The following is a 15,342-nucleotide window of genomic DNA, read 5'->3' on the forward strand; positions in this document are numbered from 1 at the left end:
GCCGCCTTCTCCGGTGTTGGAAGGTTGTGTGTGTCGTTGTCAGCTCAGGGAGTTTAAGACCCCTGGCCGCCGCACTTGTTGGTCTTGACGTTGTAATTGCCGCACTTCTTCTCGACCCAGTCGCCGATCAGGTCCTTGGAGCCATCGAGCTCCTTCGACCAGGCGTCGCCGGCGACGAGGCCCGGGGTCTTCCAGACCACGTCGAACTGGCCGTTGCCCTTGATCTCGCCGATGAACACCGGCTTGGTGATGTGGTGGTTCGGCAGCATCTTGGAGATTCCGCCGGTCAGGTTCGGCGCCTCGGTGCCGGGAAGCGCATCGATCACCTTGTCCGGATCGGTCGACTTCACCTTCTCGACCGCCTTCACCCACATGTTGAAGCCGATCACATGCGCTTCCATCGGATCGTTGGTCACGCGCTTCGGGTTCTTGGTGTAGGCCTGCCACTCCTTGATGAACTTCTCGTTCTCCGGCGTCTTGATCGACTGGAAGTAGTTCCAGGCGGCGAGATGGCCGAGCAGCGGCTTGGTGTCGATGCCGGCGAGCTCTTCCTCGCCGACCGAGAACGCGACCACCGGGATGTCGGTCGCCTTGATGCCCTGGTTGCCGAGCTCCTTGTAGAAGGGCACGTTGGCGTCGCCGTTGATGGTGGAGACCACGGCGGTCTTCTTGCCGGCCGAGCCGAACTTCTTGATGTCGGCCACGATGGTCTGCCAGTCGGAGTGACCGAACGGCGTGTAGTTGATCATGATGTCGTCCTGGGCGACGCCCTTCGACTTCAGGTACGCTTCCAGGATCTTGTTGGTGGTGCGCGGATAGACGTAGTCGGTGCCGGCCAGCACCCAGCGCTTCACCTTCTCTTCCTTCATCAGATAGTCGACGGCGGGGATCGCCTGCTGGTTCGGCGCGGCGCCGGTGTAGAACACGTTGCGCTCGGACTCTTCGCCCTCATACTGCACGGGGTAGAACAGGATGTTGTTCAGCTCCTTGAACACCGGCAGCACCGACTTGCGCGACACCGAGGTCCAGCAGCCGAACACGACCGCGACCTTGTCCTTGGTGATCAGCTCGCGCGCCTTCTCCGCAAACAGCGGCCAGTTCGAGGCGGGGTCGACCACGACGGCCTCGAGCTTCTTGCCGAGCACGCCGCCCTTCTTGTTCTGCTCGTCAATCAGGAAAAGGATGGTGTCCTTCAGCGTGGTCTCGCTGATGGCCATGGTGCCGGAGAGCGAATGCAGGACGCCCACCTTGATGGTGTCGTCGGCCGCTTGCGCGGGCGAGAACGGCGAGACCGCTGCCAAGCCCAAAACCAGGCCGGCGGTCGCCGCGAGAAGGCGGCGACGGGTCATCGTCGCTATGTCGTGAGTAAGCCGAGTAAGCATGAAATGTCATCTCCCTGACGCAGGCGTGAACGCTTGCGAAACGGCCCGTCTGGCCGCCTGCGATTAAGGGAATCGCAAGAACTATGCCACGGTACGGAGACGACTTAAGCTTATGATTTTTCTACAATATTTATCAAGTTCCGGGAAAATACGGGAGCTCGATGCCTAATTGTTGGGCTACAAAAATGTATGCCGAAAGGGCATTAAGGCTATTTTGTAGGCAAAAACACCCTTTTGGCTAAATTTCCGGCAACAACTTTGCGAGCGCTTTGCGCGGTTGATCGGCGAACGTCAATGCCGCAGGGCAGCATAACACCTTGAAAGCGCCGCGTTCCTGGTCCATATCCATGCCGTGCCCGCGAGAATCGCGGTGTGCCGCGCGAGCTGCGTGTTCCGGGTCGTTTCAACGGCTTCTGGCTCGCCTTTCACCCAACCAAGCTTGATGCCCCAGACACGCGGGTGTCCCGACGCCCTCGTGCGATCCTGGCGATTTCCGCCGGGACGACGATCGCTTTTATGGAAAGAACGACCCTTTTGACCTCCTTTCAGGATTTCGGCCTCGCCGATCCCATCGCCCGCGCGCTTCGAGAAGAGAACTATCTCACGCCGACCCCCATCCAGGCCCAGACCATCCCGCTCGCGCTGGCCGGCCGTGACGTCGTCGGCATCGCCCAGACCGGCACCGGCAAGACCGCCTCGTTCGCGCTCCCGATCCTGCACCGGCTGCTCGAGAACCGCGTCCGCCCGCAGCCGAAGAGCTGCCGCGTGCTGGTGCTGTCGCCGACCCGCGAACTGTCCGGGCAGATCCTCGACAGCTTCAACGCCTATGGCCGCCACATCCGGCTGTCCTCGGCGCTGGCGATCGGCGGCGTGCCGATGGGCCGCCAGGTCCGCGCCGTCATGCAGGGCGTCGAGGTAATGGTGGCCACCCCCGGCCGCCTGCTCGACCTCGTGCAGAGCAACGGGCTCAAGCTCAACCAGGTCGAGTTCCTGGTGCTCGATGAAGCCGACCGCATGCTCGACATGGGCTTCATCAACGACATCCGCAAAATCGTCGCCAAGCTGCCGATCCGGCGGCAGACGCTGTTCTTCTCGGCCACCATGCCGAAGGACATCGCCGAGCTCGCCGAGGCGATGCTGCGCGACCCCGCCCGCGTCGCGGTGACCCCGGTGTCCTCGACCGTCGACCGCATCGCCCAGCGCGCGATCCAGGTCGATTTCACGGCCAAGCCGGCGGTGCTGGCCCAGATCCTCAAGCAGGAGCCGGTCGACCGCGCGCTGGTCTTCACCCGCACCAAGCATGGCGCCGACAAGGTGGTGAAGGGCCTCGCCAAGGCCGGCATCGAGGCCAACGCCATCCACGGCAACAAATCGCAAAACCATAGGGAACGCGTATTGGCGGCATTTCGTTCCGGCGAAATCCGCACGCTGGTGGCGACCGACATCGCCGCCCGCGGCATCGACGTCGACGGCATCAGCCATGTGGTGAATTTCGACCTGCCGAATATCCCGGAAACCTATGTCCACCGCATCGGCCGCACCGCGCGCGCCGGCGCCGACGGGGTCGCGATCTCGCTGGTCGCGGGCGCCGAGGAAATGGGCTATCTGAGCGATATCGAGCGGCTGATCCGGATCACCGTGCCGCGGGAAGACCGCCGCACGCCAGGCAACCGTGATGGCAACCGCGACGCCGCCGCACCGGCGCAGGCCGCCCAGCCGCACCGGAGCGGCCGCTCTGCGCCCCGCGCACATAATGTCCGTGGGAATGAGCATGCCCAAAGCGCAAAAGGGCCTCGCCGCCGCCGCCGTCGAGGTGGTAATAATGGGGCAGCGCAGACGAACCGGGGCGAGTCGCCACGTCCGTCGCAGACCGGCAGCAGCGAGAGCATTCAAGGCGTCGCCTTCTTGCATCGCGAGAGCCGGCCGAAACAGCAACCCAACCGCAACAAGCAACCGCAGCACTAGCCGTCGCTCGATCTGGAGAACCACATGGCTAAGGAAGAGCTGATCCAGTTCGAAGGACTGGTGACCGAAATCCTCCCTGACGCTCGTTACCGGGTGCAACTCGATGCCGGGCACGAGATCGTCGCCTACACCGCCGGCAAGATGAAGAAGAACCGCATCAAGACGCTCGCGGGCGACCGCGTCACGATCGAAATGTCGCCCTATGATCTCGAAAAGGGCCGGTTGATCTTCCGTCACAAGGACGAGCGCCCGAGCACGCCGGGCGGCCCGCCGCGGGGCGGACCGCAGCGCGGCGGCCAGTTCCGCCGCCGCTAGGCCGCAAGTTTGCAACTGTTGCGCGCATGACACCCTGATGTCCTGCGCGGCAATTGGCCGGCGGGCCCGCCGGCCAAAAAATCGCGCACGTCAGGATTGTTTTGAGCCCCTCTATCGAATAATATAGGGCCCATCGATTTTCGGCCGGACGACATTAGCTAACACCGGTACAGCCGGTTCAGACGCTGACGACCCTTCCAAAAATTCGATCTCACCACCCCGCCAATCAGCGGGTCTTGAACTTGTATATCTGAGAAGGGACTACCCACGTGAGCATGGGAACCGTGAAGTGGTTTAACGCGACCAAGGGCTACGGCTTCATCCAGCCGGATGAAGGCGGGAACGACGTGTTCGTGCACATCAGTGCAGTCGAGCGCGCCGGCCTTGGCACTCTGCGTGAAGGCCAGAAGATCTCCTACGAGATCGTGGCTGACCGCCGTTCCGGCAAATCCTCGGCCGACAATCTGCGCGCCGCCGGATAAGCCGATTTCCGGGAGCCGAAATGCTCCGGGAAATTGCGTCAAAACAGCAGGGCCGCACCCCCGGGTGCGGCCCTTGTTGTTTTTGCCGTACCCTCAGGTGGGCTTGTTGTTTTAGGGCGCGCTCGCACGCCGCATATTCGATCAGAAAGCTGATGCCGTCACGTCGGGCACAACGGCAAAGGCGATGTCGTCGGATAGATCACACACAGCGATTGCCGCGGACGGGTATAGGCAACATCGCTGAGGTTGATGCCCGTCTTCGCCATCACATAGCCGATCGTCGGAACATATTTGTAGCTGATCTCGCTGAAGATCAGATAGGTGCCCGGCACCAGCAGCGCCGTCGGAATCAGGCTGGAGACGTCTTGCCCCACGGTGCGGGTCGAGTTCGTCAGCGTCGCCTGGGTGGCGCCGCTGGCAATCGTCGCGGCCTTGCTCCACTTGATCTTCGCGATCTTGTTGCTGTCGATGTAGATCTCAGACAACGTCGCCTTGGTCGGCGAGGCGTCGTAGGGCGTCATGATGCCGACGCTGGCGGTGAAGAAGGCCTTGAGATCGCTGTCCGAGACCTGAATCGCCTGGGACGTCAGGTCCGACAGCGTTCGCGCCATCAGCGTCACCTTGCGGTCGACCGCGACGCCGGACGAGATCTCGACGGTGCCGAAGAACATCACCAGCATCAGCGGCAGGATGAACGCGAATTCGACGGCTGCCAGACCCCGGCAGTCGTCCCTGAATGCGGTGGTGACGCGGCGCAGGATCGCAGGTACGGTCTTCATGACTTTGCTCATGAGCATGTCGCGCCACTGACGCCGGAGGGTTCGTTCTTGAACGTCGCGGTCGCGGTCAGCAGGCGTTTGCCGTTGGCGAGGTTGGCGGTGTTGAAGCCAAGCTTGGTGACGAACAGCGGCCATTGATAGAACAGGCGCACCACCACGACGTCGCCGGCACTACCGGGACAGTATTTCATGTTGGGATTGAACGCCTGGCTACTGTCGATCGGAGGCGCGATGTTGATGCTGCCAAAGCCGTTGTTGGGATAGCTGCGCACGTCGACATAGACGCCGTTGGTGCAGTCGAACAGCGCGGCGACCCGGCCGCAGACGAAGTCCTTGAACTGCTGTTGGGTGTACGACGCGCCCTGCGCCTGACCGGTCATGACCATGCGCGCCGAATCCTGCGTCACGGTCTCGAGCACCTGGCTGGCGAAGAAGATCATCGAGACCTCGATGATCGCGAACAACAAGCCGAAGAACAGGGGCGCAATCAGCGCGAACTCGACCACGGCCGAGCCACGGTCGTTACGGCGAAAGCGACGCAGGAGGTTTCGGGAAGAACGAGCGGGCAGCGGCATTAACAACCCCGGATCAGCATGGCGGCAACAACTACCCAAGACTCATTGTTGAAGTGTTTCGCCGGATCGAGACAGGGCGACCCGATCCGTTAGGTCAGTGTTAACCATGCCGGGTGGCGGCCCCGGCGCGTGGAAGCGCCGCAGCCGAGACGTTTCAGTTGGACGGCCGGGACGCAACGGCCCCCGACGTCGTGGCCTCCCGGCTGAGCGAGCCGGCCTGGGTCATCGTCGCCTTGAAGTAGTTCTCGCCGTCGCCGAGGGTGATGCGACGCTGGCAGACCGGCATGCAGCTGTAGGTCTCGCGATCGATGCCGCGATAGACCGTGACGAGTTGGTCGGAAGGTGGGCCTTCGACCTGGATCTGGCGATCCACCAGTACCTGGCCGGTGCGGTCGAGCGCGATGAAGTTGGTGGCGCCGTAGCCCTTGCCGGTGACGACGACGACCCCGCCGTTCTGCAAGGTCACGTCGGCGATCAGGGGGTTGCCGACCACGATCGTGGCGATCCCCGAGGGCAGCTTGACGAGCTTGGCCTGATCGACATTGACCGCGATCCTGTCGGGATCCGGCGCAGCCGTAGAGATGGCAGGCCACAGCAGCACGGCTGCGGCGAGCGAGATGAATCCAATGCGCGCGACGGCGCGAATACGCTGGGTCTGAAACGACATACTCTACCCCGGGACGTTGACAAGCCGGCAAAAGCGATACGCAGCGGACCGGCGCCCGACGCAGGCGAATCTGACGGCAATTCATTTAAGAAGAGCAAAAATCGCCCGCCGAATTGCGCGCATGTCGAGACTTCGGCGACGGATCGGCCAGCGCCCTACCCCATCGCTTTGCGCCGATGGGCTGACGCGCCGATCGCGCCTCAGGCGGTCGCGACGCCCCGGCTGCGGCCGAGATCCGCAGCCAGCTGATGACCCAGCCGGTTGAAGCGCCGCTCGATCATGGGCTCGATGATGAAATAGCTCAACGCCAGCGAGGCTCCTGCCACCAGCATTGTCAGCAGCAGAATATCGACATGCAGCCACGCCGCGATCGCCGGCACCACCGGGAAATGCACCAGATAGATCGCATAGGAGTGACGTCCGAGCAGGCCCAGCACCGAATTCGCAACGCTGCCCTTGAGCAGGACGTAGGCCATCGCCCCGAGCAGCGCGACCTGCGCGCCCCAAGCCGAGGTCAGGCACGCCCCGGCCAACAGCAACGCGCCGAGCCGGGGCCGATTGCCGCGCTCGACGATATCGTAAAACAGGAGGCCGAGACCGAAGCAGATCACCTGGCGGGGCAACCAGCAGAAGTAGAAGCCCTCGGCGAGATAGGCCTGCTGCGGTGGCAATGACGCGGCAAGGTGCGGGACCAGATAGAACTTCGCCAGCGCGCCGGCCGCCACACTCGTTGCGGCAATCAGGGCATAGCAGGCCACCGGACCGTTCGGCTGCCTGAACAGCCGAATGATCAGCGGAAACAGCAGATAGAACTGCATCTCGACGCCGATGCTCCAGCCTCCCGGGACCACCGAGTTGAACGCGGTCAGGCTGAACAGATGCAGGAACAGCGCGGTCAGGACGACATCCGGGGCACCGAGGCCCTCGGGAGCCCATTGCTTGACGCCTTCGCCCCTGGTGATCACGAGATAGAACACGATCGCGATCCAGAACAGCGGCACGATCCGGAACGCGCGGCGCAGATAGAACGAGCCCGCGGCCGCGAGATCGGTCCTGCCGCCATAGGTCAGCATCATCGTATAGCCGCTGACGATGAAGAACAGCTGCACCCCGAGCTGACCGTAGTCATAGGTGAAGGCGAGAAACCCCGGAATGAAGCTCGTCGCATGGTTGGCGCAGTGCGAGGCCACCACCATCAGGATGGCAATGCCGCGCAACAGATCCAGCGATTGATTGCGCGTCGTCATGGCGGCGTGGCTCCGCCCTGGGGCTCAATTGGCGCTACGCACATGGATCACCACCCGCTCGTCGGCATAGAGGCGCTGCCAGCCGCCGATGCGGTCGAGCAATTTGACGGCAGGCGTGGTCGGCTCGAGCATCACCGCGTCGATGTCGTAGGTCTTGAGCAGGTCGAGAAAGCCGTCGACGTCCTTGAGCTGCAGCGCGCGGTAATAGTCCATCTCGAATTTCTCGCCGTAGAGTTCGGCGCGGCCGTCGACGAACACCGGCACCTGCCGCCAGATCAGGTAGCCGCCGAACTGCAGATCGTGCAGCACTCGCCTGGCGTTGTGCGCCTTCAGCGCATCGACCGCGGCGGCCGGCGAATGCACGGCCGGCGGCGCGACATCCCCGCGCGCCGCAACCGCCACGGTGGTGACGCAGAGCCCCGCGACCAGCAGCGCCGCCGGAGCGGCCTTCAGCCGGACGGCAGCCGCCGCGCGCAGGCCGAACTGCGACGCCACCGGCGTGAGCACGGCGAGCGGCAGCAGCAGGGCGAACAGATCGATATTCCGGACATGGGACAGCGCCATGTGCAGCAGGCCGAGCACCAAGACAATCCGCACCGGCGGCAACCGCACCCCGCAGAACAGCGCGCCGCCGATCAGGCCTAGCAGGATCGCCTCGAACATGCCGAGGTGGCTGAAGTCGACCGACATCCACTCTGCGATGAGATGCAAGAGCTCACCGAGGCTGAGAATCTTCAGCGCGGCCTGGATCGAGCCCCAGCCGTAGGGTGTCACGCAGCATGCGGCGAGCGCGCCGATGCCGAACGCCGTCCAGCGCAGCGCCAGCGACATCCGCTGTGCCGGGGCGGCATTCCACATCGCATCGAGCGCGAAGGCGCCGAGCAGCACCAGACCGAACAGAAAGCCACCATGCAGATTGGCCCACAGCGCGAGCAATGGCAGCAGCCAGAACGACGGCGCCTCGCGACGCTCGCTGGCGACCATCAGGCTGTTCGCCCACAGCAGCGTGATCGGCAGCACCAGCACGTGCGGGCGGGCCAGCAGGTGCCCGCATGTCAGCATGAATGCTGCCAGCGTCACGACGCAGGCATAGGTCGCCGGCATCGCGCGGCAGAGGATGGCGGCGAGCAGCGCGAAGGCGGCGGCGGCGCAAGCCGCGGTCAGCACCACGGGCCCGCTCCAGCCGGCGAGATCATAGGCTTTCGCGAACACGAGCTGCGCCAGCCAGGACGACGACACCCACGGCTCGCCCGCCTTGGTGAACGAGTAGATGTCGACCGACGGCAGCGCGCCGTGATCGAGGATCCAGCGGCCGACGGTGATCTGCCAGTAGGTGTCGGGATCGCCGAGCAGCCTGACGCCGACGATCAGCAGCAGGGCGTAGACGCCACAGGCGATCCAGAACCAGGCGGGGACCGCGGCAAACGCCGAGGTCCGCTCGCGTGGAATGATGGCGACCTCAGCACTCATCTCAGCGCTCATGGCGTCACGGGCCGAACGACGATGTCATTGCCTGAACGGATACGCCAGCTGTCCGCCGATTTCGTGCGGCACGCCCTGCTCGGCGTCGACGCCGTAATCGTCGGGCAGCTTGCCTTCCGGCATGCGGAACGTTCCGAACAGGATATCCCAGAGCGGGAAGGTGCCGGCGAAGTTGGTGTCGCCGCCTTCCTCGAGCGCGGTGTGATGCCAGCGATGGAACACCGGAGTCGCGATCACGTATTTGAACGGGCCGAGCGTCCAGTTCAGATTGGCGTGCACGAACGCCGAGTGGAAGGTGTTGAACGGACCGACCCACACCATGATGTTGGGCGAGATGCCGGCCATCAGCAGGATCACGTCGACGGTGATGGTGCCGATCAACAGGTTGACGGGATGGAAGCGCGCCGCCGAAATCCATTCGAGGTCTTCGGATGAATGATGGATGGCGTGATACTTCCAGAAGCCGCCGCCGTGAAACATCCGGTGCAGCCAGTACAGCATGAAGTCGGCGGCGACGACGAAGATGATCGCCTGGAGCCAGAGCGGAAGCTCGGACAGCGGACCGTGCCCGTTTTCGTAGAACGCGATGAGGTCGTCGGCGCCGTGGACGTTGAAGACCGCGGCCGCGCCCACCACCAGCAGCCCGATGCGGAACACGCGGGAGAACACCGGCACGAAGAACCAGTAGCACATGTCGGTGACGAGCTCGCGCTTGCGCCACCAGGGCTTGCCGGGATTGCAGGCCCAGAAGTGAGTCAGCACCGCGAAGATGACCGCCAGCACGATCGTGATCGGCACCACCCTCGCCAGCGTCTGGCCCATCATCTCGGCGACTTCAAACGGCAAGCTGGACATCACGGCCTCGTTCTGCAGAAGGCCCATGGGTAAAGGCTCGCGCTTAAGGAGCTGTGAACGCCGCAGCAAGCCGTTGGGCCGCAGCAACAATCTGCAATTTTAGCAAGCCGTTTAATGCCAAATTTACTGTGCGTAACAACAGCAGGTTCCGCCGCAGTTTCTGCAATCAAATTAACTGCGCCGAAATCGTCGAACCCTACGGTGCGGCAATGGTCACGGTGCTGAGAACGCCGGCCAGACCAAACCTAGTTCGACCAGCCACGTGTACATAGGAGTGATTGATGAAGAACCTCGTTTCGCGTTTCGTGAAGGACGAATCCGGCGCGACCGCTATCGAGTATGGCCTGATTGCGACCGGCATTGCGATCGCGATCATTGCCGCGGTCAACGGCGTCGGCTCCAAGCTGTCCGGCACCTTCAACTCGATCTCGGGCTCGCTGAAGTAAGCCGTCTCCGGCACCTCGGCATTCAAAGGTCCCGGCGTGGCCGGGACCTTTGCTATTTATCGGACCCGGCCGGCATGCCTGGCTGAAAGGCGCGGCCGGTCCTTTCCCGATTGTTCACCATTGGCCGCTAGCGTCGGGTCACGACCTCGCTCCAGCTTGACGGCGTTCGCCCATGATTATCGATATCGCACGCTTGATGCTGTTTCCGGCCCTGATGGCATTCGCGGCGGCGAGCGACTTGCTGACGATGACGATCCCGAACCGGGTCGCGCTGGGCCTGTTGGCCGGCTTCTTCATTCTGGCGCCGCTGAGCGGGATGGGCGCCTACGACATCCTCAGCCATGCCGGCGCCGGCGCACTGGTGCTGGTGGTGGCGTTCGGCATGTTTGCCATGCGATGGGTCGGTGGCGGCGACGCCAAGGTGGCGGCGGCGGCCGGCCTCTGGCTGGGGTTCGACCACCTGCTCGCCTTTCTGGTGTTTGCGTCGCTGTTCGGCGGCGCGCTGACCGTGCTGCTGCTGCAGGTCAGGCAATGGCCGCTGCCCTACCCGCTGGCGTCGCAGGCCTGGATCGCCCGGCTCCACGACAAGCAGGCCGGCGTCCCCTACGGCATTGCGCTCGCGCTCGGCGCGCTGCTGGTCTATCCGGAGACGGACTGGATTAAGGCGCTGGACCTCGCGCACTTTGCCATGCGCTGAAAGCAACGGGTAACCGCTCGTTAAGGCGATTTAGATACGCCTCATTAACCATGCTTTGACGAATAGCTGGTCAACTCCCATCACGGCGGCGGCGGCGTCGCGGCGTCATGTGGAAAGTGAAGCGTAATGAATACGGCCCGCATTCTGGTCCTCGCTATTGCAGGCTGCGCCGGCCTCGCGGCGCTCTATCTCGCGAGCGGCAGCGACAACAAGCCGGAGCCCGCGCCCCCGGTCGCGCAGCTGCCGACGGTCGACGTCCTGGTCGCACGCACCGACATCGGCCTCGGCGCCACGGTGAAAGCCGAGGATCTGCAGTGGCAGACCTGGCCGGCCGCCACCGCCAGCACCAGCTTCCTGCGCAGGGACACCAACGCCGAGGCCATCAAAGACGTCACCGGCTCGATCGTCCGCGCCCCGTTCATCCAGGGCGAGCCGATCCGCGAGCAGAAGCTCGTCAAATCCGACGGCGGCGGCTTCATGGCGGCGATCCTGCCGAGCGGCATGCGCGCGGTATCGACCGAGATTTCACCCGAGACCGGCGCCGGCGGCTTCATCCTGCCGAACGACAAGGTCGACGTCCTGCTGTCCAAGCGCGACAAGAATCCCGACCGCAACGGCGCCGATATCATCAGGACCGAGGTCATCCTGACCAATGTCCGCGTGCTGGCGATCGACCAGGCGCCCAAGGAAAAGGACGGCTCCAACACGGTGGTCGGCAAGACGGTGACGCTCGAGCTGAAGCCCGAGCAGACCGAAACGCTGGCTCGCTCGCGCCAGAGCGGCGTGCTGTCGCTGGCGCTGCGCAGCATCGCCGACGCCAATGTGGTCGATGCCCCCACCGAAGACGACAACAATAGACGCGGCGAGACGGTCAACGTCATCCGCTACGGCGTCGCCAGCCAGGCGACAATGCAGAAGTGACGATGAGGGCACACGAGATGAAGTGCGGGGCAACACCACGGACGATGCGGACCTTGCTGGTCCGCGCCCTGTCGTTTTCGGCCGTCGCGGCGCTCACCCTCAACCCGGCATTGACCCCGGTGCTGGCGGGCGATTACCGCGCCGCCGCGCCTGCCGCGGCCGACGGCCAGATGAACGCCCGCTTCCTGTCGCTCGGCGTCGGCAAGTCGCTGGTGATCGACCTGCCGCGCGACATCAAGGACGTGCTGGTCGCCGATCCCAAGATCGCCAACGCGGTGGTCCGCTCGGCGCAGCGCGCCTACATCATCGGCGCGACGGTCGGCCAGACCAACATCGTGTTCTTCGACGCCGCCGGGCAGCAGATCGCGGCCTATGACATCGCGGTCAAGCGCGACCTCAACGGCGTGCGCGCGGCGCTGCGCCAGGCGCTGCCGAATTCCGACATCCAGATCGAGGGCGTCGGCGACGGCGTCATGCTGAGCGGCTCCGCGGCGACCCCGATCGAGGCGCAGCAGGCCGCCGATATCGCGACGCGGCTGGTCGGCGGCGCCGAAAAAGTCGTGAACTCGATCACGGTTCGCGGCCGCGACCAGGTGATGCTGAAGGTGACCGTCGCGGAAGTCTCGCGCAGACTGATCAAGCAGCTCGGCATCGACCTCACCGCCAACCTCAACTACGGCACGGCGGTGGTGAAGTTCGCCAACAGCAACCCGTTTACGGCAAACAACGCGCCGCTGGTGCCCACCAACGCCATCACCACCTCGTTCGGGTCCGCCCCGTCGGTGTCGGCGACGGTCCGCGCCATGGAAAGCGCCGGCGTCGTCCGCACGCTCGCCGAACCGAACCTGACGGCGATCTCCGGCGAATCGGCCACCTTCATCTCGGGCGGTGAATTTCCGATTCCGACCGGCGTGACCTGCCAGACCACGACGAGCGGCGCCATCGGGCAGTGCGTCCAGACGGTCAGCTTCAAGAAATTCGGTATCTCGCTCAACTTCACGCCCGTCGTGCTGACCGAGGGACGGATCAGCCTGCGGGTGATGACGGAAGTCTCGGAAGTGTCGACCGAGAACTCGCTGACCGGCGGCCAGAACGGAACGACGATCCCCTCGATCAAGACCCGCCGCGCCGAGACCACGCTGGAGATTCCGTCGGGCGGCTCGATGGCGATGGCCGGCCTGATCCAGGACCAGACCAAGCAGGCCATCAACGGCCTGCCCGGGCTGGCGTCGCTGCCGGTGCTCGGAACGCTGTTCCGCAGCCGCGACTTCGTCAACAACCAGACTGAAATGATGGTGCTGGTGACGCCCTATATCGTCCGCGCCGTCGCCCAGAAGGACCTCTCGCGTCCGGATGACGGCTTCACCAACGCCTCCGACCCGCAGGCCGACCTGCTGGGCAGCATCAATCGCATCTACGGGGTGCCCGGTCGCACCGAGCCGGCCCGGAACTACCGTGGCACTTACGGCTTCATCACCGACTGAGGCGGGGACATGACACAGACGACATCCACCACTTCAGCCGATCGCAAGCGCCCCCTCGCTCTCGCTGGCGCGCTGGTCGGGCTCGCCGTAGCGCTGGGCGCCTGCCAGCACAGCCCCGACAACAGTCTCGCTTACATCGATGCGCCGGCCGACTACCGCCAGCGTCATCCGATCGCGGTCACCGAGACCGATCGTTCGGTCGTGGTATTCGTCGGCCGCAGCCGCGGCGGCCTGACCGCCGAGCAGCGCGCCCAGGTGATGGGTCTGGCGCGGGACTGGATGCGCGAGGGCACCGGTGCGGTGGCCGTCGACGTTCCCGCCGACACGGCGAATGCGCGCGCCGCCCAGGAATCGCTGCGCGAGATCCAGGCGATCTTCGCCGCCGCCGGCGTGCCGCCGCGCGGCATCCTGGTTCGCAAATATCGTCCCGACGATCCACGCCAGTTGCCGGCGATCCGGGTCAACTATCCGAAGATGACGGCCACCGCCGGACCCTGCGGCATCTGGCCGGAGGATCTCGGCCCGTCGATCCACAACAAGTCCTACCTCGAGAACAAGCAGTACTACAATTTCGGCTGCGCCAATCAACGCAACCTGGCGGCCATGGTCGAGGATCCGGCGGACCTCGTGCAGCCGCGGGCGGAGACCCCCGCCTACACGCCGCGTCGCAGCATCGCCTTCGACAAATATCGCAAGGGTGACAGCACCGCGACGACCTATTCCGAGGCCGAAAAGGCCAAACTCAGCGACACCGGCAAATGATCACCTACGCGCAGCAAAACTCCGAAGAGCAGCCGGACGTCACGCCGCCGGCGGTGGAGGATCACATTGCGCCGGCACCGCGGGTTTCGGTCCAGGCGTTCTGCGAGACCGTCGAGACCGCCGCCGCCGTGCAGTCTGCGGGCGAGGACCGCCGGCTGGCCAAGGCGCATCTCAAGATCCAGATGGGCGGCATGGCGGCCGCCATCGAGGCCTACCGCTCGGCGCCGACGCCCAACGTCATCATCCTCGAAACCGAAGGCCGCAGCGATGTGCTGGCCGGCCTCGACCAGCTCGCCACGGTCTGCGACGCCGGCACCCGCGTGGTCGTGATCGGCCGGGTCAACGACGTCACGCTGTATCGCGAGCTGGTGCGCCGCGGCGTCAGCGACTACGTGATCGCGCCGGCGCATGCGATCGACGTGGTGCGCGCGGTCTGCAACCTGTTCTCGGCGCCGGAGGCCAAGGCGGTCGGCCGCATCGTCGCCGTCGTCGGCGCCAAGGGCGGCGTCGGCGCCTCGACCATCGCCCACAACATCGCCTGGGCGATCGCCCGCGACCTGGCGCTGGATTCGGTGGTGGCCGATCTCGACCTCGCATTCGGCACCGCCGGCCTCAACTACAACCAGGACCCGGTGCAAGGCATCGCGGACGCGGTGTTCTCGCCGGACCGCGTCGACACCGCCTTTGTCGACCGCCTGCTGTCGAAATGCACCGACCATCTGAGCCTGCTGGCGGCGCCGGCGACGCTCGACAAGGTCTATGATTTCGGCGCCGAGGCGTTCGATGCGGTGTTCGACACGCTGCGCGGCACGATGCCCTGCATCGTGCTCGACGTGCCGCACCAATGGTCGGGCTGGACCAAGCGCGCGCTGATCGCGGCCGACGACATCCTGATCGTGGCGGCGCCCGATCTCGCCAATCTGCGCAACGCCAAGAACATGTTCGATCTCCTGAAGGCATCCCGGCCCAACGACCGTGCGCCGTTGTACTGCCTGAACCAGGTCGGTGTGCCGAAGCGTCCGGAGATCGCCGCCGCCGAGTTTGCCAAGGCGATCGAAAGCCAGCCGATCGCCACCATTCCGTTCGATCCGCAGATCTTCGGCTCGGCCGCCAACAACGGGCAGATGATCGCGGAAATTGCCGCCAATCACCGCGCGGTCGAGATGTTCCTGCAGATGGCGCAGCGGCTGACAGGCCGCGGCGAAACCAAGAAGCCGAGGGGATCGTTCCTGTCACCCCTGCTGGAAAAGCTGCGGGCGAAATAGCCCGCATGGAGTGAAGAC

At 64.6% G+C, this 15,342-nt stretch carries 16 protein-coding genes; 9 read left to right on the forward strand and 7 right to left on the reverse strand.

All coding sequences use genetic code 11. The features are described 5' to 3' along the window. Positions 1-53 precede the first annotated feature (53 nt). Complete coding sequence (urtA, locus tag CI41S_RS07505) at positions 54-1,382, reverse strand: urea ABC transporter substrate-binding protein (protein WP_139480296.1); 1,329 nt, start codon at positions 1,380-1,382, stop codon at positions 54-56. A 516-nt stretch (positions 1,383-1,898) separates the two neighbouring features. On the opposite strand from urtA, the gene CI41S_RS07510 reads away from it, so the two are divergent. From CI41S_RS07510 to CI41S_RS07520, 3 genes are all read left to right on the forward strand, one after another. Continuing rightward, positions 1,899-3,347, forward strand: coding sequence for a DEAD/DEAH box helicase (locus CI41S_RS07510; RefSeq protein WP_244626421.1), 1,449 nt, complete (start codon positions 1,899-1,901; stop codon positions 3,345-3,347). A gap of 24 nt (positions 3,348-3,371) precedes the next feature. After that, positions 3,372-3,662, forward strand: a complete 291-nt coding sequence (gene infA, locus CI41S_RS07515) for a translation initiation factor IF-1 (RefSeq protein ID WP_139480297.1) — start codon at positions 3,372-3,374, stop codon at positions 3,660-3,662. Between the two features lie 269 nt (positions 3,663-3,931). After that, positions 3,932-4,144, forward strand: coding sequence for a cold-shock protein (locus tag CI41S_RS07520; protein ID WP_016842648.1), 213 nt, complete (start codon positions 3,932-3,934; stop codon positions 4,142-4,144). A 158-nt stretch (positions 4,145-4,302) separates the two neighbouring features. Here the strand turns inward: CI41S_RS07520 and CI41S_RS07525 are convergent, their stop codons facing one another. The 6 genes from CI41S_RS07525 to CI41S_RS07550 all read right to left on the reverse strand — a co-directional run bounded on the left by CI41S_RS07525 (position 4,303) and on the right by CI41S_RS07550 (position 9,749). Further along, positions 4,303-4,923, reverse strand: a complete 621-nt coding sequence (locus CI41S_RS07525; protein ID WP_244626422.1) for a TadE/TadG family type IV pilus assembly protein — start codon at positions 4,921-4,923, stop codon at positions 4,303-4,305. An 8-nt stretch (positions 4,924-4,931) separates the two neighbouring features. After that, positions 4,932-5,498, reverse strand: a complete 567-nt coding sequence (locus tag CI41S_RS07530) for a TadE/TadG family type IV pilus assembly protein (protein WP_139858159.1) — start codon at positions 5,496-5,498, stop codon at positions 4,932-4,934. A gap of 154 nt (positions 5,499-5,652) precedes the next feature. Further along, positions 5,653-6,165: a pilus assembly protein N-terminal domain-containing protein gene (locus CI41S_RS07535; protein ID WP_139480300.1), complete on the reverse strand. Its 513-nt coding sequence runs from the start codon at positions 6,163-6,165 to the stop codon at positions 5,653-5,655. A 200-nt stretch (positions 6,166-6,365) separates the two neighbouring features. Continuing rightward, complete coding sequence (locus tag CI41S_RS07540) at positions 6,366-7,412, reverse strand: acyltransferase family protein (protein WP_139858161.1); 1,047 nt, start codon at positions 7,410-7,412, stop codon at positions 6,366-6,368. Positions 7,413-7,436: 24 nt separating this feature from the next. Beyond that, positions 7,437-8,882, reverse strand: a complete 1,446-nt coding sequence (locus CI41S_RS07545) for a hypothetical protein (RefSeq protein WP_139858163.1) — start codon at positions 8,880-8,882, stop codon at positions 7,437-7,439. Positions 8,883-8,918: 36 nt separating this feature from the next. After that, positions 8,919-9,749 carry a sterol desaturase family protein gene (locus CI41S_RS07550; protein ID WP_139480302.1) on the reverse strand — a complete coding sequence of 277 codons (831 nt, stop codon included), beginning with the start codon at positions 9,747-9,749 and terminating at the stop codon, positions 8,919-8,921. A 281-nt stretch (positions 9,750-10,030) separates the two neighbouring features. Between CI41S_RS07550 and CI41S_RS07555 the strand changes: the two genes are divergently transcribed. From CI41S_RS07555 to CI41S_RS07580, 6 genes are all read left to right on the forward strand, one after another. After that, positions 10,031-10,195 (forward strand): Flp family type IVb pilin, encoded by a 165-nt coding sequence (locus CI41S_RS07555; RefSeq protein WP_139480303.1) that lies wholly within the window; start codon positions 10,031-10,033, stop codon positions 10,193-10,195. A 172-nt stretch (positions 10,196-10,367) separates the two neighbouring features. Next, positions 10,368-10,892, forward strand: coding sequence for an A24 family peptidase (locus CI41S_RS07560; RefSeq protein ID WP_139858165.1), 525 nt, complete (start codon positions 10,368-10,370; stop codon positions 10,890-10,892). 126 nt (positions 10,893-11,018) lie between these two features. Further along, on the forward strand, positions 11,019-11,813 hold the full coding sequence (gene cpaB, locus CI41S_RS07565; protein WP_139480305.1) for a Flp pilus assembly protein CpaB: 795 nt from the start codon (positions 11,019-11,021) through the stop codon (positions 11,811-11,813). A gap of 17 nt (positions 11,814-11,830) precedes the next feature. Further along, the gene (locus CI41S_RS07570; protein ID WP_172627940.1) at positions 11,831-13,297 is read left to right on the forward strand and encodes a type II and III secretion system protein family protein; all 1,467 of its coding nucleotides are present in this window, start codon (positions 11,831-11,833) and stop codon (positions 13,295-13,297) included. Between the two features lie 9 nt (positions 13,298-13,306). Next, on the forward strand, positions 13,307-14,059 hold the full coding sequence (locus CI41S_RS07575; protein WP_139858169.1) for a CpaD family pilus assembly protein: 753 nt from the start codon (positions 13,307-13,309) through the stop codon (positions 14,057-14,059). Next, the gene (locus CI41S_RS07580) at positions 14,056-15,324 is read left to right on the forward strand and encodes a CpaE/TadZ family protein (protein ID WP_139480308.1); all 1,269 of its coding nucleotides are present in this window, start codon (positions 14,056-14,058) and stop codon (positions 15,322-15,324) included. The genes CI41S_RS07575 and CI41S_RS07580 overlap by 4 nt, the downstream gene beginning before the upstream one ends. Positions 15,325-15,342 lie beyond the last annotated feature (18 nt).

This window comes from Bradyrhizobium ivorense (genome assembly GCF_900696085.1).
GTDB lineage: Bacteria > Pseudomonadota > Alphaproteobacteria > Rhizobiales > Xanthobacteraceae > Bradyrhizobium > Bradyrhizobium ivorense.